The 26186-nt window shown below is 43.4% G+C and carries 15 protein-coding genes; 5 read left to right on the top strand and 10 right to left on the bottom strand.

The window, feature by feature from the left end; all coding sequences use genetic code 11:
- Positions 1-8: 8 nt before the first annotated feature.
- Together araA and ACSBL2_RS02080 are read left to right on the top strand one after the other, a co-directional pair.
- Entirely contained in the window at positions 9-1514 is a 1506-nt protein-coding gene (gene araA, locus ACSBL2_RS02085) for an L-arabinose isomerase (RefSeq protein WP_442590028.1), read from the top strand.
- A 31-nt stretch (positions 1515-1545) separates the two neighbouring features.
- Positions 1546-3231, top strand: a complete 1686-nt coding sequence (locus ACSBL2_RS02080) for a sodium:solute symporter family transporter (RefSeq protein ID WP_442590027.1) — start codon at positions 1546-1548, stop codon at positions 3229-3231.
- A gap of 454 nt (positions 3232-3685) precedes the next feature.
- Here the strand turns inward: ACSBL2_RS02080 and ACSBL2_RS02075 are convergent, their stop codons facing one another.
- Complete coding sequence (locus ACSBL2_RS02075; protein WP_442590026.1) at positions 3686-6550, bottom strand: ATP-binding protein; 2865 nt, start codon at positions 6548-6550, stop codon at positions 3686-3688.
- Between the two features lie 197 nt (positions 6551-6747).
- Between ACSBL2_RS02075 and ACSBL2_RS02070 the strand changes: the two genes are divergently transcribed.
- Genes ACSBL2_RS02070 through ACSBL2_RS02060 form a run of 3 tightly spaced genes read left to right on the top strand, consistent with a single transcriptional unit; the run spans position 6748 to position 12777 of the window.
- A complete protein-coding gene (locus tag ACSBL2_RS02070; RefSeq protein ID WP_442590025.1) occupies positions 6748-9042 on the top strand; it encodes a prolyl oligopeptidase family serine peptidase in 2295 nt (764 codons plus the stop codon).
- A gap of 11 nt (positions 9043-9053) precedes the next feature.
- Entirely contained in the window at positions 9054-11021 is a 1968-nt protein-coding gene (locus ACSBL2_RS02065; RefSeq protein WP_442590024.1) for a glycoside hydrolase family 97 protein, read from the top strand.
- A gap of 1 nt (position 11022) precedes the next feature.
- The gene (locus ACSBL2_RS02060; RefSeq protein WP_442590023.1) at positions 11023-12777 is read left to right on the top strand and encodes an aminopeptidase P family N-terminal domain-containing protein; all 1755 of its coding nucleotides are present in this window, start codon (positions 11023-11025) and stop codon (positions 12775-12777) included.
- 160 nt (positions 12778-12937) lie between these two features.
- Here ACSBL2_RS02060 and ACSBL2_RS02055 read toward each other — a convergent pair whose 3' ends face one another.
- From ACSBL2_RS02055 to ACSBL2_RS02015, 9 genes are all read right to left on the bottom strand, one after another.
- Positions 12938-14368 carry an APC family permease gene (locus ACSBL2_RS02055; RefSeq protein WP_442590022.1) on the bottom strand — a complete coding sequence of 477 codons (1431 nt, stop codon included), beginning with the start codon at positions 14366-14368 and terminating at the stop codon, positions 12938-12940.
- Between the two features lie 142 nt (positions 14369-14510).
- Complete coding sequence (locus ACSBL2_RS02050) at positions 14511-15374, bottom strand: AraC family transcriptional regulator (RefSeq protein ID WP_442590021.1); 864 nt, start codon at positions 15372-15374, stop codon at positions 14511-14513.
- 81 nt (positions 15375-15455) lie between these two features.
- Entirely contained in the window at positions 15456-16700 is a 1245-nt protein-coding gene (locus tag ACSBL2_RS02045) for an NAD(P)/FAD-dependent oxidoreductase (RefSeq protein ID WP_442590020.1), read from the bottom strand.
- 57 nt (positions 16701-16757) lie between these two features.
- Positions 16758-17759, bottom strand: a complete 1002-nt coding sequence (locus tag ACSBL2_RS02040) for a 4-hydroxyproline epimerase (RefSeq protein WP_442590019.1) — start codon at positions 17757-17759, stop codon at positions 16758-16760.
- A 7-nt stretch (positions 17760-17766) separates the two neighbouring features.
- Complete coding sequence (locus ACSBL2_RS02035; RefSeq protein WP_442590018.1) at positions 17767-19344, bottom strand: aldehyde dehydrogenase (NADP(+)); 1578 nt, start codon at positions 19342-19344, stop codon at positions 17767-17769.
- 29 nt (positions 19345-19373) lie between these two features.
- Positions 19374-20294 (bottom strand): dihydrodipicolinate synthase family protein, encoded by a 921-nt coding sequence (locus ACSBL2_RS02030; RefSeq protein WP_442590017.1) that lies wholly within the window; start codon positions 20292-20294, stop codon positions 19374-19376.
- Between the two features lie 89 nt (positions 20295-20383).
- Positions 20384-21742, bottom strand: coding sequence for an aminopeptidase P family protein (locus tag ACSBL2_RS02025; protein ID WP_442590016.1), 1359 nt, complete (start codon positions 21740-21742; stop codon positions 20384-20386).
- 2 nt (positions 21743-21744) lie between these two features.
- On the bottom strand, positions 21745-23130 hold the full coding sequence (locus tag ACSBL2_RS02020; RefSeq protein WP_442590015.1) for a SusD/RagB family nutrient-binding outer membrane lipoprotein: 1386 nt from the start codon (positions 23128-23130) through the stop codon (positions 21745-21747).
- A gap of 29 nt (positions 23131-23159) precedes the next feature.
- On the bottom strand, positions 23160-26162 hold the full coding sequence (locus tag ACSBL2_RS02015) for a SusC/RagA family TonB-linked outer membrane protein (RefSeq protein WP_442590014.1): 3003 nt from the start codon (positions 26160-26162) through the stop codon (positions 23160-23162).
- Between the last annotated feature and the right edge of the window lie 24 nt (positions 26163-26186).

The raw sequence follows: 26186 nt of genomic DNA, 5'->3' as shown, positions 1-26186 counted from the left end.
TAAATATTATGACAAGCAATTTAAAACAATTCGAAGCCTGGTTCATTACCGGAAGCCAGCATTTGTACGGTGAAGAAACTTTAAGACAAGTTGCAGAACACTCGCAACAGATTGCCAAAGCATTAAATGATTCTCCGCAGATCCCTGTAAAAATCGTTTTCAAGCCTACCGTAAAAACGCACGAAGAAATTTATGCGATCTGTCAGGAAGCCAACACTGCAGAAAATTGTATTGGGGTAATCGCCTGGATGCACACCTTCTCTCCTGCAAAAATGTGGATCGGTGGATTAAAAGTATTACAAAAACCTTTATTGCACCTGCACACCCAATTTAACCGTGATATTCCATGGAGTACTATGGATATGGATTTCATGAACCTGAACCAAAGTGCACATGGTGACCGTGAATTCGGCTTTATGGTGTCAAGAATGCGTATCAACCGTAAGGTGGTAGCCGGACACTGGGAAGATAGCGAAGTACGCGAAAGTGTAAACACCTGGTTAAGGGCAGCAGCTGGCTGGAATGACATGCAAGGTGCTAAATATGCACGTTTTGGTGACAACATGCGTAATGTTGCAGTAACTGAAGGTGATAAAGTGGAAGCAGAACTTAAATTCGGTTTCTCTGTGAATACTTACGGTATCGGCGACCTTGTTCAGGTGATCAACCAGACTACAGATTCAGAAATTGATACCCTTGTTAAAGAATATGCAGATAGCTATGTAATGGCGCAAACCCTGCTTAAAGGTGGTGCCCAGCACAGTTCATTGAGAGAAGCAGCGAAGATTGAAATTGGTCTGCGTAACTTCCTTGAAAACGGAAACTTCAAAGGTTTCTCTGATACCTTCGAAGACCTGCATGGCATGGCACAATTACCTGGCCTGGCTGTTCAGCGTTTAATGGCGGATGGTTACGGTTTTGCCGGTGAAGGCGACTGGAAAACGGCTGTCCTGGTAAGAACAATGAAAGTAATGGGAACCGGACTTCCGGGAGCAAATGCTTTTATGGAAGACTATACCTATAACTTCACTCCTGGTAATTCTTTTGTATTGGGTTCACATATGCTTGAGGTTGATGCTGCCCTGGCAAAAGGACCTGTGAAATGTGAAATCCATCCATTGGGTATCGGCGGTAAAGCTGATCCGGTAAGGTTAATTTTTGATGCAGAGAACGGACCTGCCCTAAATGCATCCATTGTAGATATGGGTAACAGGTTCAGAATGCTGGTGAATGTTGTTGATGGGGTTGATTCTAAAGAAGAGCTGCCTAAACTGCCTGTAGCACGCGTTTTATGGAAACCACAACCAGACATGAAAACCGGATGTGCAGCATGGATTTATGCTGGTGGAGCCCACCATACCTGCTATAGTCAAAATTTAACAGCAGAACATCTCACAGATTTTGCAGATATCGCCGGAATTGAGTATGTTGGCATCGACAAAGAAACGAAACTTAACCAATTCCGTAATGAACTGAAATGGAACGAAGTGTATTATCAGATAAATAAACATTAGTTCCTTGACCTAACCAAATATTAATCATATTATGACCAATAGTTTAGCGACTACCGACTATGTAGTTTTTATCATCTATTTCCTAGTCGTTTCCATTTACGGGTATTCTATATACCGGAAACGCAAACAAGAAGAACAGGATGCGAAAGCATTCTTTCTTGCCGAAGGCACACTTACCTGGTGGGCTATCGGAGCATCGCTTATCGCCTCAAACATCTCAGCAGAGCAGTTTATCGGGATGAGTGGTGAAGGCTTTTTCCTTGGTGTAGCTGTTGCAGCTTACGAATGGATTGCCGCCATTGCCCTTATTATCGTTGCCGTATGGTTTATTCCTGTTTACCTGAAAAACAAGATCTATACCATGCCCCAGTTCTTACAGAACAGGTATAATGAGTCTACAGCCCTGATTATGGCTATTTTCTGGTTATTCCTCTACGTTTTTGTTAACCTTACCTCTATCCTGTACCTTGGTGCGGTGGCGATTAACGGGTTAACCGGCGGAGAGTACCTGCATGTGATTATGATTGGACTGGCTGTTTTTGCATTACTGATCTCTTTAGGTGGAATGAAGGTAGTAGCCTATACGGATGTGATCCAGGTGGCGGTGTTAATTCTGGGTGGATTGATGACTACATATATCGCGCTAACTGTTGTCGGTGAGAAATTTGGTGTGGGCAGCAATGCACTTGCCGGTTTCAATGTATTGATGGAGCAGGCTCCGGAACACTTCAAAATGATCATTCCGAAACCTACTGCAACCTCAACACAAAATGAGATCAGCAAGTACCTTACTTTCCCTGGTCTGGCTTCTTACGTTGCAGGTATCTGGATTATTAACCTGAACTATTGGGGATGTAACCAATATATTACACAGAGAGCGCTGGGTGCAGATCTTCATACCGCAAGAACAGGTATCCTGTTTGCAGGTTTGTTGAAACTGATGATGCCATTAATTGTGATGTTACCAGGTATTGCCGCTTTTGTATTATACAAAGGAGGATATCTACCTCAGCTGGTAGGTGGTAAGGATGGTGCATATTCTGCCATGCTGACTTTCCTTCCTACAGGACTTAAAGGTTTGTCAGTTGCCGCACTTACTGCAGCTATCGTGGCTTCTCTTGCGGGTAAGGTAAACAGTATCTCCACAATTTTCACACTGGATATTTATGCAAAATACTTCAAAAAAGGCTCTGAAGAAAATAGCCTTCTTTTTGTAGGTAGGGCAACAGTATTCATCTCGATGATCCTTGCGGTATTATTTACCTGGAATGATTTACTGGGTATTGGTGGTGTAGGTGGTTTCACTTATATCCAGAAATATACAGGATTCATTAGTCCCGGAGTATTCGCGATGTTCTTCTTAGGGATGTTCTGGAAGAGAACTACAGGCAGTGCCGCCATTGTTGGTGTAATTGCAGGTTTCTTATTCTCGGTATTCTTTAATGAGTTCGCACCTTCAGTATTGGGTAATGAAACATTTATGTATACAGCGTATCCAAATGGCAATGGCGCATTTGAAATTCCATTCCATATCTGTATGGGCTTATCGTTTGCCTTCACGATGGTGATTATGATCGCGATGAGTATGGCAGGACCGAAAATTAATCCTAAGGCATTTGAACTGGATACTGAAATGTTCAAGGTTAAACCTTCTACCCTTGCATTAATTGTACTGACTTTACTGATCATCACTTCTCTTTATGTGAAGTTCTGGTAAGTAAACATTAGTACCAACGAATAAAAAAAGACCGGCTTCTATGGAAGACCGGTCTTTTTTTATAACATATAACCCGATTATCGGTGATTCATGGAAAAATCACTACAATACTAGCTAAACCTATAAAAGCGGTTAACGCATTTCCCACAGAAATAACGTTTCACAGGAACGAACGTAAATACTTTTTTAAAAAGCATACCACGCGGTATGCGGTAACAATCATCATTCTTACAGGCAGGACATATTATTCTTTTGTCAGTGACCTGAAAGGCTACTTCCTTTAGTACTTCTTTTCGCTTCAGCGTTTTTTCCATCTTCTATAGGCCATGGGATTAGTGGTTGATCATGGTTGGTGCAAATATGGAAGATCAGATTCCAACAGAACTGACATTTAACTTGACAGAACCGCCAATTATCTAATAAAAATGACTTTGAAGGCAAAATAAACGTCTTTTTATAATAAATCGGTAACGTCCCTTCCGTAGGATTCTTTAAACAGTTTGCTGAAATAAGAGGGGGTATCAAATCCCGCAACATTAGCAATCTCTGCTACTGTCCTGTATTTGCCGCTTTCTATGGCTTCCCTGGCTATCTGAAGCCTTATGGTACGAATGTATTTATTGGGCGTTAATCCGGTAATACTTTTGACTGTCCTGAACAGCTGCCTTTCGCTAATGGCCATATGGTAACTCACGGAGGACAACTCCAGATCGAATTTCCCATTGCTGTTCCTGATCAGATTTTCAAGTTTATTGAGCCATAGAAGATCTGCGGGGGAAATACTCACGTGTCCTTCCTCCTCCGTATCGTTTACCGGTAGGGCTGCTGCGAACGCCCTTTCCCCGGGATGAAGAAATCTGTTTCTTGAATGCTGAATTAAGTTTGAAGAGCGGGCAATGAGTTCTGTACTGATAAAAGGTTTGCTGAGATAGTCATCTACCCCTATGTTCAGTGCAGTTAACCTGTTATCCATATCCCCCAGTGCCGTTAACATCACCACAGGAATACGGAAGTACACTTCATGCGCTTTTAAACGGGACAATAGTTCAAAGCCATTCATTCCCGGCATCATGACATCTGAAATAATTAGCGCGGGTAACTCCGCATAGGTGCCGAGTTTCTCCAAAGCATCAAATCCGTTGATGGCAGTCTCAATTCTGTAAAAAGGAGCCAGAACAGAAGAGATATACTCCGCCATCTCCTGCTGGTCTTCCACTAACAGAATGAACCCTTCATGTGTATAATTCCCAGGATCAACTGCTGACGTTTGGCCATCTTCAGCCAACAAGGGATCAGGCCGCGCTATCACCAGGGTATGAAATACCATCGGGATAAACACGTTAAATGAGGTCCCCAGCCCAGCTGAACTCTGCACCGTGATGTTTCCTCCTAACATCTCCGTATATTCCTTAGAAATGGCCAATCCTATTCCAGTTCCCCCTTCAGCAGTTTGCCCAACACGACTTACCTGATAATATCTTTCAAAGATATGTTTCAGACTGTCTTCAGGAATTCCTGCCCCGGTATCTTTCACAATAATCTCCATTCCTGAAGGTTTTGCAGAGACCAGCATATCCACACGGCCCTGGGCAGGGGTAAATTTAAGTGCATTACCAATCAGGTTATTGATAATTTTCTCCAGCTTATCCTTGTCAATTTCCGCCGTGATATCCGGCCCGATTGAACAGGACAGATGGAAAGATATCTTTTTATACTCAGCCGAGGAGGTAAAACCCTGATAAAGCAGGTGCATTAAAGGTTCAACAGCCATAGCCCTCAATTGTACAGGTAAGCTGCCTGCTTCAATTTTGCTTAGATCAAGCAGCTCATTGAACATGTTCAGTAGCTTTTTACTATTGGCCCATACCATTTCAATATATTTTTCCTGCATTGTGGTGCTGAGTGGTTGTATTTTCTGTTGATGCAACTGATCGATGGGACCGACAATGAGGGTAAGTGGCGTACGCAACTCATGGCTGATATTGGAAAAGAACCGGGTCTTCATTTCATCCAGCTTCGCCAGTTGCTCATGTTGTGCAATTAATAATTCTGCCTTTTTGTTCCTGCGGAAAATTATCCAGCGATACAAACCGAACAATGCAGCCACAGCAATAACTGCAAGGACAATGATAAAATTACGCTGTTGCTCCATCAGTTTAGCTGCAGAATTGGCTTCAGTAATTCTTTTATCAGCGCGGTACGCTTCATCCATCTCCGCAGAAACCTGTGTTTTCTCCAGCGTCATCAGGCTATCGTTAATGGCCCTCGCTTTTATCGTATACTGATAGGCCTGCTTATAGTCCTTTATCGCGACAGTTGCCTCTGCCAGTCTCTCGTAAATATTCCGCTGAACCACCTGGTTACTTTTTCCATCTGACAGTAACGCGATTGCCTCTTCACCATATTGTATGGCCTCCCGGTATAAACCCTGACTGGATTTCGTTGTCATCAACTCATTCAGTGCATGTTTTTCGAGGTCAGTAAAGCCTTCTTTCCGGGATATAACAATGGATTGCCGGAGCATATGCTCTGCTTCTTTGAATTTACCCATCATCTCGTAGAGGCGTCCCAGGTTACTGGAATAACTTGCTTTATCAAAATTGGACAAGGAACTCAACAGAGGTTCACGGAGGATTTCTTCGGCATAAGCAGAGGCCTTTAACAGTCTCTCAGGAGAGTTGCGTGCCTGCGTAGAATAAATATTCGATAGCGTACTCAAGGAATAGATATAGGCAGCTGTATCCTTGAGTTGAAGCGCATCTTTGGAAGCCTGCAAAGCATAAGGCAATGCCTTATCGGTATCATGCCGGGAGCGGTAAATATCTGCCACGCAATTCCTGCAGGCGATGCCCAGCTTCGTCCAGGCCTTTTCATCTGCCTTGCGCAGGGTCTGAAAAGCAAATTTTAATGCCTGTCCATCTTTTCCCTGCCTGTTTAACATAAAAGCGATCATCAAGGGTGCCTTCACATAAGTCAGCGAATCACTTTCTTTTACGGAAGCCATGGCTTCCCGTGCAAATTGCTCTGCCTTATGCTGATCACCACTTTTATAAGCTTTATAAGATTTAGCCAAAAGGATCTGTGCTTCCCATTCCTGATCAGCCGCTGCCTTCGCTATGCGTGTCAAAGAATCAGCATAAGCATCAGCACGGCTGTCATCTTTTATCCTGCCGATTTTATTGGCCAGTTTCCTATGGGCTTCAGTGTTATTTACCGGGGCATGTTGTGCATAGATGAGGGTATTTAAGATAATGTTTGTCAGGAGAAAGCAGCAGAAAATTTTTTCAAAGAGATTAAACTTCAGGGGATAAATTCGCATTATTAACAGGAAAGGGAGCTGGAGAATATATTAATTATTAAACTGCCTAAATCTATTTAAAAAATTCACGAAACCTTTGTTAAATTTAACCTATCTGCTTTATTTAGCGGTAAAACGGGTTAATAAGGTACTATAATAGGCTAATTTAAGAAAACCAGCATTCCGCATTACCTTGTAATTTTAAAAAACACTAAATCATGAAAATCGAAATGCGGTATTTAACCATTTTATTTTACACGCTGGGAATTGTCAGCGCATCTGCACAACGGAAGGCGTATCATCCCGATCATCAGGAATTACTTCAGTCTTACCGTAACGCAGCTCATCTGGATAGTACCGCTTCAAAGAAAATATATAGTTCCACTGTAAAGGCGAGATGGGAACCGCAAAGCAAAGCTTTCTGGTACAGGAATAACCTTGCGGGCAATACACATGAATACCTCCTGGTGGATGTCGATAAAAAAACGAAATCAAGGGCATTCGACCATGGCCGGCTGGCAGAAGCATTGGGCAGGGCGACCGGAAAAAAAGTAACAGCAATGGCACTGCCGGTAGATAATTTCGTTCCCGCCAATGGGGGTAAGGAAATATTCATCCATACCACTGAACAATGGTTCAGGTGGGATATTGCCGCCAACACCTGTTTACCGGTAAACAAGGCAGACAAGGAATGGGCAACCGATGAAAAGCCCTTGCAACGCAGGCACAGTCGCTGGGAACATCCAGAGAATGATTCCATTTCCCCCGACAGGAAATGGATCGCTTTTACCAGAGGCGGCAATGTATTTTCCCGCTCCGTGGCGACTAAAGAAGAGATACAACTGACAACAGACGGCAACAAAGAACGCCCGTACGGCGCACTGTCATGGTCACCTAACAGCAATTACCTCATTGGCTACCGAATCGATTATAAAGAAGAAAAAAAGGTCTACTATGTTTTAAGTTCCGAACCTGGCACCACGCGTGGTCAGCTGCGTTCACACGATTACATGCAACCCGGTGAGGATTTTAGCAGCTATGAGATGTATGTGTTCAACCCTCAGCAGAAAAGTACGGCCAAAGTACAGGTTGAAAAAATAGACTTCTTCGGTCCCCCGGTATTACACTGGCAAAAAGGCAAGCCCGACATTTTTACCTTTGAGAAGGTAGAGCGCGGACATCAGCGGTTCAGGGTAATTGAAGTCAATACCCATACCGCCAAAACACGCAATATCCTGGACGAACAAACAAAAACATTCATCTATGAACAACGGATCTATACACATTACCTTCCCGACACCCATGAAATCATCTGGGTTTCTGAAAAGGATGGCTGGAGAAGTATTTACCTGATAGATGAACTTACCGGTAAAGAGAAAAAACGCATTACCCGGGCGAACTGGGTAGTGAGGGAAATTGACAGCGTAGATCGCAAAAAAAGAGAAATATGGTTCAGGGCCAGTGGGATGAACCCTGCGGAGGATCCCTACAATATCCATTATTACAGGATAGGGTTTGACGGCAAAAACCTTGTTTCCCTCACCAAGGCAACCGGGAACCATAGCCTGGCATACGCTCCCGACCGCCGTACTTTTATTGACACCTGGTCGCAGGTAAACGTCCCTCCAACCATTACCCTGAACAGCACAGCAGATGGAAAGAAACTGATGGATATTTCACAGGCGGAGGTATCGGATTTTCTTGCCACTGGTATAAAATTTCCGGAAGTGTTTAAAGCGAAAGGACGCGATGGCGTAACAGACATCTGGGGTATTGTTTGCAAGCCTTCACATATGGACAGTACACTCAGCTACCCTATTATAGAGAATATCTATGCAGGGCCGCAGGATTCCTTCGTCCCTAAAAACTTCATGCCTTACAGCGAAATGCAAAGCCTGGCAGAACTTGGCTTCATCGTGGTACAAATGGATGGCATGGGTACTGCAAACAGGTCCAAAGCTTTTCATGATGTCTGCTGGAAAAATCTGGGCGATGCCGGATTTGAGGACCGTATCTTATGGATGAAGGCCCTGGGAAGAAAATATGGCTGGGCAGATACTTCCCGTATTGGTGTATACGGAACATCTGCAGGCGGACAAAATGCAGGAGCTGCGGTATTGTTCCATCCTGAATTCTATAAATCTGCCGTAGCGGCATGTGGCTGCCATGACAACAGGATAGACAAACAATGGTGGAATGAACAATGGATGGGATACCCTGTGGGTCCGCATTATGAAGCACAGTCGAATATAACCAATGCCTCAAAACTTACCGGTAACCTCATGCTGGTAGTGGGGGAAGCAGACACCAACGTACCTCCGGAATCCACTTACCGTTTTGCTGATGCATTGATTAAAGCAAATAAGAATTTTGAGCTGGTTACCGTTCCAGGACTGGGCCACAGTGACGGAGGTCTATTTGGCAAGAAGAAAAAAAGGGACTTTTTCGTAAAGACACTTCTCGGCGTAGACGCACCGGACAGAAATAATAATGAACTGAATTTAACCAAGTAAAATACTTTAAAATGATAACCAAAAACATTAAGATGTTATGCCTCGCACTGTTGCTGCATACAGCTGCATTTGCAAAAGACTATGTGCTTACCTCACCGGATAAAAAGATCAGCGTCAGGATCGCTGTGAACAAGCAGGTTACCTGGTCAGTTTGGAGAGGGAAAGAAGTACTGATCAAACCCAGCGCGATGGGCATGACGCTGGATGCAGGCAGCCATCTGGGTAGCTCTCCAAAGGTGATCAAAGCAGCTACCCATTCCATTAAACAAACCATTACCGCAGTGGTCCCTGTAAAGAATAAAGTCATCCCGGAGATTTACAATGAACTCAGCCTGATCATGAAAGGTGGTTATTCTATAGAATTCCGTGCATATGATGATGGGGTTGCCTACCGCTTTGTAACGTCCCTGGAAACTGAGCAAGTGGAAGTAAAGAATGAAGAAGTCGCTTTCAACTTCAATGAAAACTGTGACATCTATTTGCCCAAAGAAAACAATAAGGAATTACAGTCGCATTATGAGGGCGATTTCAAAGCCATGAAACTTGCTGATATTTCAGCTGAACAATACGGCTACCTTCCCTTGTATATCTCTACCCCGGCAGGGACAAAAATGGTAGTCACCGAATCTGATATCCAGGATTATCCGAACCTCTTCCTGTATGGTACCGGCGGCAACAGCCTGACAGGTAGTTTCCCAAAAGTAATCCTTGAGGCCACACCTAAAGGTGACCGCCAGGAGATTATTGTTAAAAAAGCAGATTACCACGCAAAGACTAAGGGCAAAAGAAGTTACCCATGGAGAACGGTGATCATCAGCGGAAGCGATAAAGGATTACTGGAAAACGAATTGGTATACAAACTTGCAAAACCCAATGCATTGAAAGAAACGGCCTGGATAAAACCGGGAAAGGTGGCATGGGACTGGTGGAATGACAATAACATTTATGGGGTGAATTTTAAATCCGGTTTAAACACAGCCACCTATAAATATTATGTAGATTTCGCTGCTGAATTCGGGTTGGAATACATCATCCTGGACGAAGGATGGTCGCGTACGACAACAGATCTTATGGCTTCCAATCCGCAGCTCGACCTGAAGGAACTGATCAGCTATGCTGCAGGCAAGAAGGTTGGAATTATCCTGTGGACCTTATGGGGGCCACTGGATAAAAACATGGATGCCATACTGGACGAGTATGTGAAATGGGGGGTAAAAGGTATAAAAGTAGATTTTATGGCCAGGGCCGACCAATACATGGTTAATTTTTATGAAAGAACAGCAAAAGCTACTGCAGAAAGAAAGCTGCTCCTTGATATGCATGGTGCCTATAAACCTGTAGGACTGAACCGGGAATATCCAAACCTGCTCAATTATGAAGGTGTACGTGGAATGGAAAACAATAAATGGGAAGAAACCATCACCCCTGTACACAATGCTACCCTCCCTTTTACCAGAATGGTGGCAGGACCGATGGACTACACTCCCGGTGCAATGCTGAACACCAATAAAGGGGAATTCCGGATGAGCCATAGTTCACCCATGAGTATGGGAACCCGGGCACACCAAACCGCCATGTATGTACTTTATGACAGTCCTTTGCAGATGTTATGCGACAATCCATCCAACTATCGCAAAGAGCCTGTATATACGCAATATGTGTCGCGTTTTCCAACGACCTGGGATAAGACCATTGCGCTCGAAGGAAAAATTGGCGAGTATGCACTGGTGGCCAGAAAAAATGGAGATCACTGGTATATTGGAGGATTAACCAACTGGGATGCCAGGAGTTTTTCTATTGACATGACCTTCCTTGACCATAAAAAATACAAGATTGAAATCCTCAAAGACGGGATAAATGTAGGGAAACATGCTGCAGATTACCAGCTCTTAACGCAGGAAATCGGCAAGGGAGAAAAGCTGAATGTAGATATGGCTGCAGGTGGAGGGTATGCTGCAATTTTAACACCGATCAACTAACATGACGTATTTAGAAAAGTTAACCGCAATACGCGAACAAATGAAACAATCAGGAGTGGATGCTTACCTTATCCACTCTGCAGATCCGCATTTAAGCGAATACCTGCCTGCACATTATAAATGCCTGGAGTATGCATGCGGGTTTACCGGCAGTGCCGGCACCTTAGTCATTACGCAGGATTTTGCAGGATTATGGACCGATTCAAGATATTTTACCCAGGCAGAAAGCCAACTGCAAGGCACAGGATATGAACTGGTAAAATTAAGAATCCCCCATACCCCTGAATACATACAATGGCTAAATCCGGAGTACAAAGTTGCCTGTAACTACAGCTTGCTCTCTGTCAACCTCTGTTTATTGTTTAAAGCCAACCAGGTCAACAGCATCCATGCAGACTTTCTTGATCCCATCTGGAAAAACAGACCGGCACTGCCAAATGCAGCAGCCTTCCTACTGGAGGAAAAATATTCAGGGAAGTCTACCGAAACCAAACTGAAGGAAGTTCGTGCCTCCCTGGAAAAATCAGGTGCAACAGCACATATCATTTCCTCCCTGGATGACCTTGCCTGGTTATTTAACATCCGTGGTACTGATGTGAAATGTAATCCTGTCGTATTGGGCTTTGCAATGATACTTCGGGAAAAGGCCTATCTTTTTATCGACGGAAACAAACTGGATATCCCATCAAAAGAAAGCCTGACAGCAGCAGGAATCGAGATCTGTCCTTACCCATCCATAGATTCCTATGTGTCTGCGCTTGCAGCTACAGAGACCCTGTTCATAGATCCTAAGCGGACCTGTACACGTTTGTATCAATTGATCCCCCCTGCAGTACCGGTGATCATGGGCATTAACCCTACCACCCACCTGAAGTCTGTTAAAAACAGTACGGAGATTGCCAATTTCAAACAGGCCATGGTCAGGGATGGGGTAGCGATGACACGTTTTGTAAAATGGCTGAAAGAAAATATTGACAAAGAAGTGATTACTGAACTCTCGGCCTCAGCCAAACTCGCGGGTTTCAGGGCAGAACAGGAAGACTTTGCCGGCGTAAGTTTCGATTCTATTGCCGGGTACAAAGAACATGCGGCACTTCCACATTATACCCCTGGTACAGACACTGACGTGGTACTGAAAGCCGAGGGAATGTTTCTGGTAGACTCTGGGGGACAATATTTCCTGGGTACGACGGACATTACCAGGATGATTGTCCTGGGGCCCTTGAATGAGGAAGAAAAGACAGATTACACACTGGTGTTAAAAGGCGTCATTGAAGGCTCCTCTGCACACTTCCCTGTTGGCACCTGCGGTTACCAGCTGGATAGCATTATCCGTAAACCTTTATGGGACCATGGCAGGAACTACGGGCACGGTACAGGCCATGGGGTCGGTTATTTCCTGAATGTCCATGAAGGCCCGCAATCCATCAGTCCGGATAACCTGCCGATTGCCCTGCAACCGGGAATGGTAACTTCAATTGAACCCGGAATATACAGACCCGGGAAACATGGTGTGCGTATAGAAAACCTGGTATTAACCGTAACTGCAGAAAGTAATCCTTTCGGTGATTTCCTGACTTCAGAAACACTCACTCTTGCACTCATTGACACTGCCGGAATCGAGTTGTCCCTGCTTGAGCCACGCCATATTAGCTGGATCAACAGCTACCATCAACAGCTCATTCTTGAATTCAAACCTTATTTAAGTGAGGAGGAACTTTCCTGGTTAATGGAAAACACCACATTGAACACTTAAAACACTGCCTGGAAAGGATAAAAGAAATGGGCCGGTCAGTTGATGACCGGCCCATTTCTTTTATCCTTTCCCCCTACCATAGCATGCTATTCAGCGGCTTGGTTTCATTAATGCAGTACCGCTATAAGTTTGAGGGGAATGGTATAAAAAGTAAAAACTTTTATATCTTTTCTTCTTCATTCATTTCCGTTCCGGCATTCTTCCGGATTAAATAATAGATTGGAATCCCGGCCAGGGTAATGATTAAACCGGAGCAGGTATAACTCGGCTTATAAATGATCAATAACAAACAGAAGGCAAGTCCCATCAGAATATAAATGATGGGCAATACCGGATAGCCAATTGCTTTATAGGGACGTTCTGCATCCGGACGTTTCTTCCTGAGTATAAAAATACCGAAAATGGTCAGCATATAAAACGCCACAACGACAAAAGAAATCATATCCAGCAGATCTCCGTATTTACCGCTAAAACACCATAAACAGGCAAAGATACATTGTACCCAGAGGGCAAATCCAGGAACAGCATTCGCATTCAATGTACTTGCTTTTTTGAAAAACAACCTGTCTTTGGCCATCGAATAATATACCCTTGCACCTGCCATGATTAAACCATTGTTACATCCAAAAGTGGAAACCATAATCATCACGGCGATAATCTTCGTCCCTGCGTCTCCGAAGATCACATGGGAGGCGGTGACAGCAACCCTATCCTTATCTGCCGTAGCAATCTCCGGTAAGGTTAATACACCAGTATACATAATATTTGCCAGTACATAAATAATAGTCACTGTCAGCGTTCCCAGAAAAAGGCTGAGTCCGATATTCCGTTTGGGATTCTTTACTTCTCCGGCAATAAAAGTCACATTATTCCAGGAATCGCTGCTAAATATAGAGCCTACCATTGCTGCTGCGATAGCCCCCATTGCCGGGATAAAAGTATATTGTTCCGTAGTACCGGAAGGGAGCAGTTTGTGTAAATCCCAGGTATTGGTCCAGTTTGCTTTCCAGATTTCTGCCTTCAGTGCCCAGAAACCAAATACAATCAAACCACCTAAGCTAAGGATCTTCACCAGGGTAAAAGAGGTCTGTATGATCTTTCCGCTCTTTATGCCACGTGTATTCAGATAGGTCAGAAAGAAAATGATGCAGACGGACAAGACCTGGGCAGGAGAAATGGAAATAAATCCGAGGTCAACCAATACAAGGTCTTCACTAAAGACCGGAAAAATATAAGCTGTGAATTTGGCGAAGGCTACCCCTACGGCAGCAATCGTTGCGGTCTGGATCACTGCAAAAAAACTCCAGCCATACAGAAAGCTCACCAATGGGTTATAGGCTTCCTTCAGGTAAACATACTGTCCGCCAGCCTTAGGGAACATAGAGCTGAGCTCACCATAACTCAATGCAGCTGCAAGCGTCATAAAACCGGTGATCACCCATACAAAAATCAGCCAGCCTGAGCTTCCGACATTCCGTACAATATCTGCACTGACAATAAAAATACCAGATCCGATCATACTGCCGGCAACAAGCATGGTCGCATCCATCAGACCAAGGGATGGCCTGAACGACGTTTTTGGTTCATTCATTAGAAATAGTTTTGGTTTGTGGTTGTTTATAACCAAAAATAGAGGAATACTTCTTAAAAAGTAATCATTATTTAATCAATCTTTGACTAAAATTACCATTGTTGACCAAAATCATATTTAATTGAATTGATTTTTACTATTCCTAATACTGATCTTTGTAATTTCTTGGGCTTTTACCTGTAATCGACTTAAACACCCTGTTGAAATTGGTGATACTGTTAAATCCACAGCTGTAGGCTATGGCAGCAATACCATTGTGCGATCCGCTCATGAGTAATTTACAGGCTTCATTGATCCGGACTTTATTCAGAAAGCTAACCAGGGTATACCGGGTATGTTTCTTAAAATAACGGCAAAAGGCATGGGGAGTCATATAGGCTTGTTCAGCAACCTCCTCCAGTGTCAGTGCTTTATTGTAATTCTGGATAATATAATTATAGATTGCCGCAACACGCATCCCTTCATTATCATTAATGGAGCGTGGAAAAGAGTTGACGGTAAGGGGTTCCAATCCCTTCACACCACTCAATGTTTTCAGCAATTGCAGGAATTGCATCAACTGGTCTATACCGTCTGAATTCAGGAGCCCCAGGAGCCTCCCGGATATATCGGAGAAGATCTGCGGCGGAACTTTAAAACCGCAGTCATAAGACTCCAGGAAAGCTTTTACATTTTTCATCTCCGGCAAGTCAAACAGTGCGGCGAGTTTGTCCTGTGGATTAAAGAAGACGGTAATCGTCCTTATTTTTTTTGTACTGTCATTTAAGAAATATTCCGGGTCACTTTTAAATACATGGGGCATATTGGCGCCGAAGAGATAAATCTCTCCTGCACGGAATAAGTGCATATTCATTCCTGCAACAAGGGTACCTTCACCTTCCTGGATCCAGGTCAGCTGTATTTCTTTGTGGCGATGGAGATGGGTATAGAAATGCGGCATGTCCTCCGTCTGAACAATAATAGTTTTATCGTGAGAAACCGGAATAGTAAATGGCAGTACCTTCATTTAATAAATATATATAAAAGTACTATAAGCGCCAAGTTAAAAATCAATTTGACGCTTATTTTAAAATGTTAAAATATGCCTTTAGCTATATCTATTGGCCGAAAAGGGGGTAATATTCATTGAAAGTGATTGGCCATTAACCAGTTCGCTAACTAATTTTCCCGTGGCGGGTCCGAGGCTTATCCCCATCATGCCATGTCCTGTTGCTACCGTTAAATTTTTTAAAACATCGCTGTTTCCAAGGTAAGGAAGGCCGTCAGGGGAGCATGGCCTGAAGCCATACCAGATGTCTTTTATTGCCGGGATTTCCGGCTGCAGATCAGGGAAATATTTAGGGATAGACTCCACAATACCTTTTACCCTATTCATATTGATGCGACTATTGATCCCATCAATCTCCATCGTACCACCAAAGCGGATCTTCCCGCCCATAGGGGTAACAGACACTTTCGCTTCACACAGCAATGCAGAAATATGCATATTCTTAAGGGCATCGTTCACCATAAATGAATATCCTTTCCCAGGCATCAGTGGTATTTTGAAGCCAGCACGCTTCGCTACTTCCGGCGACCATGAGCCGCTGGCAAGCACATAACGGTCAGCCACATACTCCTCTCCACCCGCAATAAGTTTACTGATATTCCCTTTTTCCTGAATAATCTTTGTGACTTCTGTATTCTTAATAATTTTCACTCCTTTTTTCAGCAGGTACTGTTGCAAAAGCAAAAGCAACTGATTGGGATTGAGGTGTGCGTCACAACGGTAATGAATTCCGCCAAGCACATTCAGTTTAAGGTCAGGTTGTAATTGTTGCGTTTCAGCGGCAGATAAGGAAGCCACATCCAGTCCCAGGCTGCGTGCCTGTTCAGCAATATGCAGTTCCTCCTCCCCTACTTTCTCACTTTTATACAACATCAGGATCCCATTATTCGTTAAGCCGAAATCACCGATAGCTGTAGTCAGGTCACCGTATAAATCCTTGCTCAGCAAAGAGATATCACGCAACGGCACTGCTGCCTGATCAGCCTGTTGTTTATTTGCACTCTTCATGAACTTCAGTCCCCAGCCAATAAGGTCCATATTAAGGCTTGGCCTTACATAAAATGGACTTTTACTGTTAAACATCCATTTGATTCCCTTCTCCAGCATTCCCGGTGCCGCAAGGGGCACAAAGTGACTGGGAACAATCATCCCGGCATTGCCGAATGAGCAGTTGTCCGACAAATCACCCTTTTCCAGTATTGTTACTTCCCAACCCGCCTGTTGGAGATAATATGCCGAACTTAACCCAATAATTCCAGCACCAATGATAATTGCTTTTCCCATTTCTTATAGAAATCTAATATTATAAACTTTTTCTTTGCTTTTAGCGGTTATACCAGCTTAGAGCACCTGAAATCCTTTTGCATAAGGATCATCGTCATCAATTTTAATGGTGTTATAGCCAAACACCTTTGCCCAACCTTCGATACTTGGAATAATTGCCTGGCGCCCCTGTAAATCAACCACATCTTCCACTCTGCCAATAAACGTACTGCCAATGATACTTTCATGGATAAAAGTATCCCCTTTCTTTAGTTTGCCTTTGGCAAACCATTGTGCCATACGTGCAGAAGTACCTGTTCCACATGGGGAACGGTCTATCGCCTTATCTCCATAAAAAACAGCATTACGGGCAGTAGCCTCCGGGGATTTGGTATCCCCTGTCCACTGGATATGCGTACAATCTTTTATCGTTGGATTCTCCGGGTGTACAAAACTGTACAATTCATTGATCCGCTTGCGGATAACCCTGCTCCATGAAATCAGCTGGTCAGCAGCATAATGGTCTATTCCCTTAAAGTTTTCCTGGGGGTCTACAATAGCATAGAAGTTACCCCCATAGGCAACATCAAAGGTAAGGGTACCCAAATCAGGGCATTCTACCGTCAATCCTTCTGAGTCCAGATAAGAAGCCACATTGGTCAATTTAACGGAAGAAACTTTATTATTTTCCTGTTTATATTCAATATTTACCAGTCCTGCAGGAGCTTCCATCCTCACCACACCCGGAACTTTAGGCATGATCAGCCCTTCCTCAATAGCAATAGTAATTGTACCTATCGTACCGTGTCCGCACATCGGCAGGCAGCCACTGGTTTCGATGAACAAAACGGCTACGTCGTTTTCAGGGTTATGGGGTGGATAAAGGATACTGCCAGACATCATATCATGACCACGCGGTTCATACATCAATCCTTGTCTGATCCAGTCATATTCTTTCAGGAAATGCTGCCTTTTCTCGCTCATCGTATCACCAACAAGATGAGGCCCACCACCGGCGACCAACCTGACAGGGTTACCACAGGTATGTGCATCAATGCAGAAAAATGTTTTGCTCGACATATCTAATTTATTTTGTCATTTCGTTATCAACCAGTCTCCAGATATTCAAAGGATTTCCATCCTGCAAAGCTGAAGGTAACAATTCAGGAGACCAGTTCTGCCAGCTTAGCGGTCGCACAAAACGACGGATAGCAGTAGTACCAACAGAAGTAAAGCGGCTATCATTTGTTGCAGGGAAAGGTCCGCCATGCTGCATTGCAGCACATACTTCCACACCTGTAGGCACTCCGTTTAAAAGGATACGCCCCGTAATGTCTTCCGCTTTATCCAGTAAGGATTTGTAGTTTTTCAATTCAGCCCCTTCAGCCATCACAGATAGTGTAAGCTGACCGCCTGCATATTCCAGCACTTCTTCCAGTTCAGCAACATCATCTGCTACCACCAGGAGTGACCATGGACCAAAAATCTCTTCTTTCAACTTAGGGTTAGCAAGGAAATCTTTCGCTGAAACCTCAGCGACAGTAGCCAGTGCCTGGTTGTTTGCACCTTCCACCTGCTTTTCAGATTTTACCAGCAGGGTAACTTCCTTCTCCTGCAGCATTCCGGCCGACAAGTCCTGAAAGTTTTTACAAATGCCTGGTGTAAGCATCGTAGCAGAAGAAATTTCTGCAATCTTTTCTACCAATGTCTGTTTAAAACGTGTCAATGCAGCAGAATTTATGCCCAGCAATAAACCTGGATTGGTACAAAACTGTCCCGCTCCCATGGTAATTGAACCTGCATATTGTTCAGCAATCTGTTCTGCCCTGACGTCCAGTGCTTCAGGCAACAACAATACAGGATTGATGCTTCCCATTTCAGCAAATACAGGAATAGGTACTGGTCTTTCCGCAGCGATTTTACTCAATGCCATACCACCTTTAAACGAACCGGTAAAAGTAACAGACTTGGTTTTGGGATGTTTCACCAGTTCTTCACCGATGGAATACCCGTTGTCAAACAGCATAGAAAATACCCCTTCAGGCATTCCTGTAGAAAGCACTGCTTTCTGTATCGCTGAGGCCACCATCGCGCTGGTACCCGGATGGGCGGCATGCGCCTTAACCACCACAGGACAGCCAGAAGCCAATGCGGAAGCGGTATCACCACCAGCCACAGAAAATGCCAGCGGGAAATTGCTCGCCCCGAAAACCACTACCGGCCCCATAGCCACCAGCATTCTTCTGATATCAGGTCTTGCTGCAGGCTGCCTGTCCGGCAAGGCACTGTCAATAATTGCATCCACCCAGGAACCTTCCGCAACCAGGTCGGCAAACATATTCAACTGACCAACGGTACGTCCCCTTTCTCCGGTGATCCTGCCAACCGGCAGACCACTTTCCGCACATGCACGTTCGATCAGTGCATCTCCAAGGGCTAATATTTCATTGGCAATAGCACGTAAAAAAGCTGCCTTGCTGTCTTTATCAATATTCTTATAAACCGTAAATGCCTTAACAGCATAATTTAACGCTTCATCTACATCATTGCGCTGAGCAGGAAAAAAATCACCTTCCAGGGTTACTCCTGTCAGTGGGTTGATTGCCTGAAATGCTGAAGTATTCACTTCAGCATACTCATTTCCTATTAAATTCCGTCCGTTCATTTTCTATTTTAAAAGGTGAGATGATCCGCTTATAATCCCCAGCTACCTGCAGGCAATTCCGGTCTTACAGCCAATGCATCATTAATTACTTTCTGTATACGCTCACGTTCTTCACCAACAAGTTTCAGACGTGGTGCGCGTACATGTTCTGTACCAGTACCGGTAGCTACTTCAGCCAGTTTAATATACTGAACCAGTTTCGGATGGATATCCAGGTCCAATAATGGCATGAACCAGCGGTTAATCGCAACAGCTTCATTCACTCTTCCTTCTTTCACCAGTCGGAAGATTGCCACTGTTTCCTTTGGAAATGCATCTACCAGACCTGCGATCCAACCATCAGCACCAGCCACAATACTTTCGAGTGCTAAAGGATCCACGCCGGTAAAGACCTTATATCTGTTGCCAAAACGATTTAGCATCCTGGTTACATTGCTAATATCACGTGTTGATTCTTTTACTGCAACAATATTTTCATATTTATCCAGTTCTCCGAACATATCTAAAGTCACATGGATCTTATAGTCTACCGGGTTGTTGTAGATCATGATTGGTAATGCTGTACTTTCTGCAACAGCTCCAAAAAATGCTACAGTTTCATCTGCCGATGCATAATAACGTAATGGTGGCAATAACATCAATCCTGAGGCACCCAGTTCTTCAGCTTTTTTAGCGTGGTTAACAGCTACATAAGTGGCTTGTTCAGCAATGCTGAAAATTACAGGTACTCTTCCCGCAACTGTCTTCACTGTTTCTGTCAATAAGATAAATTTCTCCTCTTCAGATAAGGTGCTGGCTTCTCCCAGTGAACCACCGATAACGATCCCGTTTACACCGGCTTCAAGCTGAGCTTCTATTCCTTCATTACACGCTGCCAGATCAAGTTTTTCATCCGGAGTAAATTTAGTTGTGATTGCAGGAAATACCCCTGCCCAAAAATCTTTCTTCATAAACTGAGTTTTTTATTTCAAAAATAGAGCATGAAGTATTCGAAAATTAACTGAAAATTACCGCATATCAACGCTATTTTAACAAAAAGCTAGTACTTCAAAAAATTATGTATTTCGTCGATTGTTTTTTCGAGTGGAGGCCCCAGTAAACGGCTTCCCTGATCGGTAATAAGGAAATCTTCCTCGATCCTTATTCCTCCAAAATTCCGGTATTGCAAGACTTTATCATAATTGATAAACTGTTCGAATTTTTTTTCGGCCGACCATAGATCGATCAGCACAGGAATAAAATAGAGTCCGGGTTCTACAGTAAGCACAAATCCGGATTCCAGATTTCTGGCAAGCCGCAGCGACTTCAAACCAAACTGGGTGCTCTTCTTCAGGTCTTCTGTATAACCAACATATTCTTCCCCCAGGTTCTCCATATCATGAATATCCAGCCCCATCATATGGCCTAGTCCGCACTGAAAGAATAAAGCGTGGGCACCTTCGGCAACGGCCTCTTTAGGGTCACCTTTCATCAAACCCAAATCCTTGAGTCCGATAGCCAGCTGTTCACAGGCCATTAAATGGACATCCTTATACAAGATCCCTGGACGTAATGCCTTTGCAGCGGTTTGGTGTGCATTAAGCACAATATTATACACTTCCTGCTGCTGAGCAGTAAATGTATCATCTACCGGAGAAGTCCGTGTTAAATCCCCCGCATAGTGGTTACTGTTCTCAGCACCGCAATCGCATAACACCATTTGTCCGCTTTGCAGGATCTTAGTGCTGGCATGGTTATGTAAAATCTCACCGTTCACGGTGAGAATTGTCGGAAAAGAAAGGTTGCCTCCGGCGGCAATAGCAATCGCCTGCAACTCACCGGCAATGGCATTTTCAGCAATTCCGGGCCGGGCAAGTTCCATGGCCCTCCTTTGCATGAGTACGCTCGTAGCCACTCCCTTTTCTATCTCCACGATTTCCTCATCGCCTTTTATTGAACGCTGGGCAACGATCGCCTTAATTAAGGGTACCGAAGGCTGATCAGTAAGGCCCCAGTTGGCTAATTTCAAGGCACCTTCAGCACGGTAAGGGGGCAGGAAATGAACTTTCCTATTCCCTCTTAATGCATTTTGGATTTCTGCCTTTCCGCGTGTGAAAGCGATCCCTGATTTATCGGCTTGTGAAGCCAGTTCTTCCTGGGGACCGGTCCACACAATATCATCTATAGTAGCATCATCACCGAACAGAATTTCCTGATCATTATCGATGTCGATGATAAAACACAAATCAGGACGGTCGATTCCTGTAAAGTAAAGGAAACAACTGTCCTGACGAAAGGGATATACATTATCCCTGTAATTCATTCCACTCTCTTCGTTGCCTGGGAGAAGGATAATTCCTTCTCCTAAAGCAGCTTTTAATGCATTTCTTCTTTGTTGATAAACTTCTTTTAAAAACATAGTTAATTGTTTGTATCCCACCACACCCTATCGGTAACCTTTGCTGTTTGCTGTGGTTGCGGATTAGTTGTCAATTCTGTTTCAGGATACATTGCCCTTCTTGGTATATCGCTTAAAGCACCGTCAACTTTGGTAAGAAGAGGAAAACCTGTCCTTCTCCAGTCGTTATAGTTTTCCGGGTTTAAAAAGTTAGCCGTGCTTTTCTCCTCTATAATTCTACGGAGTGCATTTGCTGTAGTCAATGTTCCTTTAGCAGCAAGATAAGTAGTTATATCCGTGCCTGCAATACCCAGCCTGTTCATATGGTTAGTTACTGCAGCAGTAAAGATAGGTTGCGCGGCAGCAGCACCAGATTTAATCAGGGTTGCCTCAGCTTTAATAAACTGTGCTTCAGTATAGGTAAGTAAATAATTACTTGCATTTTCACCTGCATAATAAGCTCCACCAAGGGAATAGGTATTTAAGACTCCTGGTATCGCACCAATTCTCTTACCTGTATATAGACCGGTTGCTGTTGCGGGAGCAACCATTTTACTTAACCTTGGATCACCCGTAGAACGAAGGTTTTCCACAAACGTTTCATTTAATACTTTTGTGGTTACCGGACCAAAAGTAAGGTTCCATGGATTTTCACTTCCTGCAACACCGCTGTATGTCATTTTTAGATCTTCAGCATCGGTACTGATTCCATTTTCAAGGGCAGCGAGAGCAAGGTCAGCCTGCGCAGCAGCAGTATAGCCTGGCGCCTTAGTCAGGTGCAAATAATACCTTGCTTTTAAGGTATATGCTAACTTTTTCCATTTGGCCATATCGCCATTATAGTAAAAATCATCTGATCCAGGCAGAGCAGCATAATTTTGATTTACAAGAACAATTGCCTCATCCAGAAGAGACTGTATAATTTTGTAAATGTTCTCCTGGGAATCATATACAGGGGTAAGCATATCTGTACCATTCAATGCCTGAGTGTAAGGGACATCGCCCCAAATATCAGTAGCATAAGCAAGTGAATAAGCAGTAAGGACCTTACTAATTGCTTGGTAGTTGGTATTTCCTGTAGACAATGCTTTTTTATTAAGCAGATTCAGGTTATTGAGACACACTACATAGGCATTGTACCAGTCACTATCCCAGGTATTATTAAAAGTTTGATAGTTCCAAAAACCAGGATTTGGCTGATTAGGAGCCGTAGCCTGTAACCAGTCCTGTGCAATGATGTTGGCATTTCCTGCATATAGGTAATCGGAGATGGCCACTTCAACCGGTGAAAGAATCAAGGCTTCCTGCACATCAATAGGCCTGTTAGGGTCATCATTTACATCGAGTAATTTTTTACATCCAGCAAGGCTAACCGTAGCAAGCAGGAATAATATGGCGAATTTCTTCATTTCTTTAATTTAATACGTTAACAATGTGTTTAAAAACTAAGTCGCAGGGCAAAATCTACCGAACGTGATGTTGGTGTGGAGAAAGAATAAACACCCTGTACACCTAGTCCCGATCCATAAGAACTCACTTCCGGGTCAGCACCTGTAAAATGAGGACTGTAAATCCATAAATTTCTTCCAGTTACAGAAAAAGAAGCTGCACTAAACGGTGTCTTTTTCAACAACTTACTGGAAAGGGCGTAAGTTAAAGCTACCTGTCTTAATTTAATGTATGTTCCATCCTGAATGGTTGATTCATATAGCAAGCTCTGGTAATAACTTTGTGCCGATACAGAAACCGTATTTGGCTGTCCTGTAGACTGGCTGATTCCGGGTACAACACGTGCATCTCTATTTTCCGTCACTTTGGCTGTACCGTTGAAGAAGGCCGCAGCTTCTACATCATTCTGGACATCACCTCCTTTTTTCATATCAAAGAAGAAATTAAAAGTGAAGTTCTTGTAACGAAAACTGTTATTGATCCCTGCTAACCAGTCCGGATTGGCATCACCTACAATACCTGGGGTGGAAGCTGCAAACGGCAGACCTGCATCGTTAATTAACAACTGTCCATCTTCAGCACGTGCGTACCTTGTACCAAAATAAATATTGATCGGCTCACCAACAATACTTCTTCCCAACCGGTCTATACCTGGTGCGAGCGCCAGCAATTTATTTTTTATTTTAGTGAAATTAAAAGTAATATCCCAGCCGAAATTATCCTTCCTTATTGGTGCACCGGTGAACAATAATTCCAAACCTCTATTCCTTACACTAGCTGTATTTACATTCGTACTGGTATATCCTGTGGCCTGAGAAATATTAACCGGAATAATTCCATCTGTAGATTTCCTGCTAAAATATGATCCTTCAAAACCAATTCGGCTGTTAAAGAATTTCAGCTCTAGTCCCGCTTCATATTCAGTTAGATCTTCATTTTTCAGCTGACTATTTCCATAACTTTCATTGATCAGGAAACCAGGCTGACCATTGTATGGATAAGAGAAAGATCCTGTAGCTGTGTTTCTACTCGCTAAATTATAGGGTGTAAGCAGATTGTAAGCTCCCAGGATTTCATTCCCTACTTTAGCATAAGAAAGGCGGATCTTAGAAAAATTCATTACATTCTTAACCGATTGTGGTAGTAATTCAGAAGTGATTAAACTTGCAGCAGCCGATCCATAAGAATAAAATTGCTTGTCAGGAGATAGAACAGAACTTCCATCATAACGTTGTGTTAAGGATAAAATCAAGAATTTATTATATTCTATATTCGCCTGCCCATAAAATCCAATTTTTCTCGATAAATAATGGTTTTCCTGTGTAGTCAGCGTAGAGCCTGCTGATATATTCTTAAAATCATCAATAACCAATCCTACGCCCTTTTGGTTAGTCGTCTGAGAATAATCTGACCTGTAGTTCGTACCTAACAGCAAATTCAGATTAAACTTACCATATTGTTTTTCGGCATTTACAATCAAGTCATTATTGTATTGCCTATAAAGCGTATTCTGATCCATGATCTGCCCTTTCAAACCAATTTCAGGACTAGGAGCTTCAAAATACTTCACTTGTTCAGTATAAATGTCAGCACCCAATCTTTCTGTGATCGTCAACCATGGGAGAGGTTTATAGTTGATCGTTGCGATAGGTAAAAAGCGGTTTACGACCGATCTGTTATTGATATTATCCAATGTCCACAAAGGGGCATTTCTAGATAAACGATATAAACGTTGCGAACCATCCGGATTTAAGACCGGGTAAGGATTCCAGGAGATAGGTTGTAAGAACACGACAAATTGCGGTCCGTTACTCGCTCCTTCAGGTAGTCTGTTTTGCTCTGAGTTCGAATACGTCAATTGAAAAGTTGCAGTCAGTTTATCATTAACTTTTGTGGTATGTTTTGCGAAAAAAGAATGTCTCTCAAATTCAGACGTCGGCACAACCCCAGTCTGGTTCAGGAAGGAATAAGACATAAAATAATCTGATGCAGGGCCTCCACCAGCAACACTTACTGTATTATTAGTCGTACGGCCCGTTTGATAAAAGTCGTAAGGATTATATTTTTGCACTTGTTTTCCATCTACCATCAAACCATCCATAGCAGGACCCCAGGATTGTCCAATTTTTTGTGTCTCCCCGTCATAAAAGATACCGTTAGTACCCTGTGCATATTTTTGCTGCATCTCGGGTAAGATTGCTTTATCCACAGAAAAGTTAGAGGATACGGATATGTTTGCTTTTTTATTGAATCCTCCGTTTTTGGTCGTAATCAACACTACACCTCTTGCTCCAAGAGAGCCATATAGCGCTGTTGCTGCTGCTCCTTTTAAAATACTCATCGACTCTATCGTTGCAGGATCAATGTCCACAGCTCTGTTAACACCAGCTCCCGCCGCGCCACCGCCAACATTTCCAGTCTCACTATTATCAATAGGTACACCGTCTACAACAAAAAGAGCTTGCGTCTCTCCTGTTGCAGAAATTGTTCCCCGTACTACAATCCGGGAAGAAGCCCCCGGTGTACCTGAAGAACTCGTTACTTGAACGCCTGCAACTTTACCGGCCATTGCATTTACGATATTATTCTCTTTGGTTTGAGTAAGCTCTTCTCCCGTCAGTTGCTGGGTACTGTAAGTCAGGGAGCGTTTCTCCCTTTTAACGCCCAAAGCGGTAACGACCACCTCATTTAGCTGACTATTATTTATAGCAAGTACAATATCCAGCACGCTACCATCTCTGATGATTACACTTTTAGAGCTGAAACCCAATGCACTGATGACTAAAGTAGCCCCTTTAGGCGCACTGATCTGGAATGAACCATCAGTGCCGGTAGCTGTACCTTGGTTTGTACCCATGATCTTCACAGTTACACCGGGCAAGCCAGCCCCGGTTTCATCTTTGACCTTTCCTTTAATTACGCTGGTCTGCGCAAATGAGACATCGAAGAGAAATACTCCGATAACCATTAATAGTAAAAGTTTTAACTTCATAATTCTGGTGTGTTTTGTTTATTG

This window comes from Pedobacter sp. AW31-3R, from assembly GCF_052180285.1.
Taxonomy (GTDB): domain Bacteria; phylum Bacteroidota; class Bacteroidia; order Sphingobacteriales; family Sphingobacteriaceae; genus Pedobacter.
Note: the sequence above shows the minus strand (reverse complement) of the source record. Positions and strands in the feature narration are given on the sequence as shown.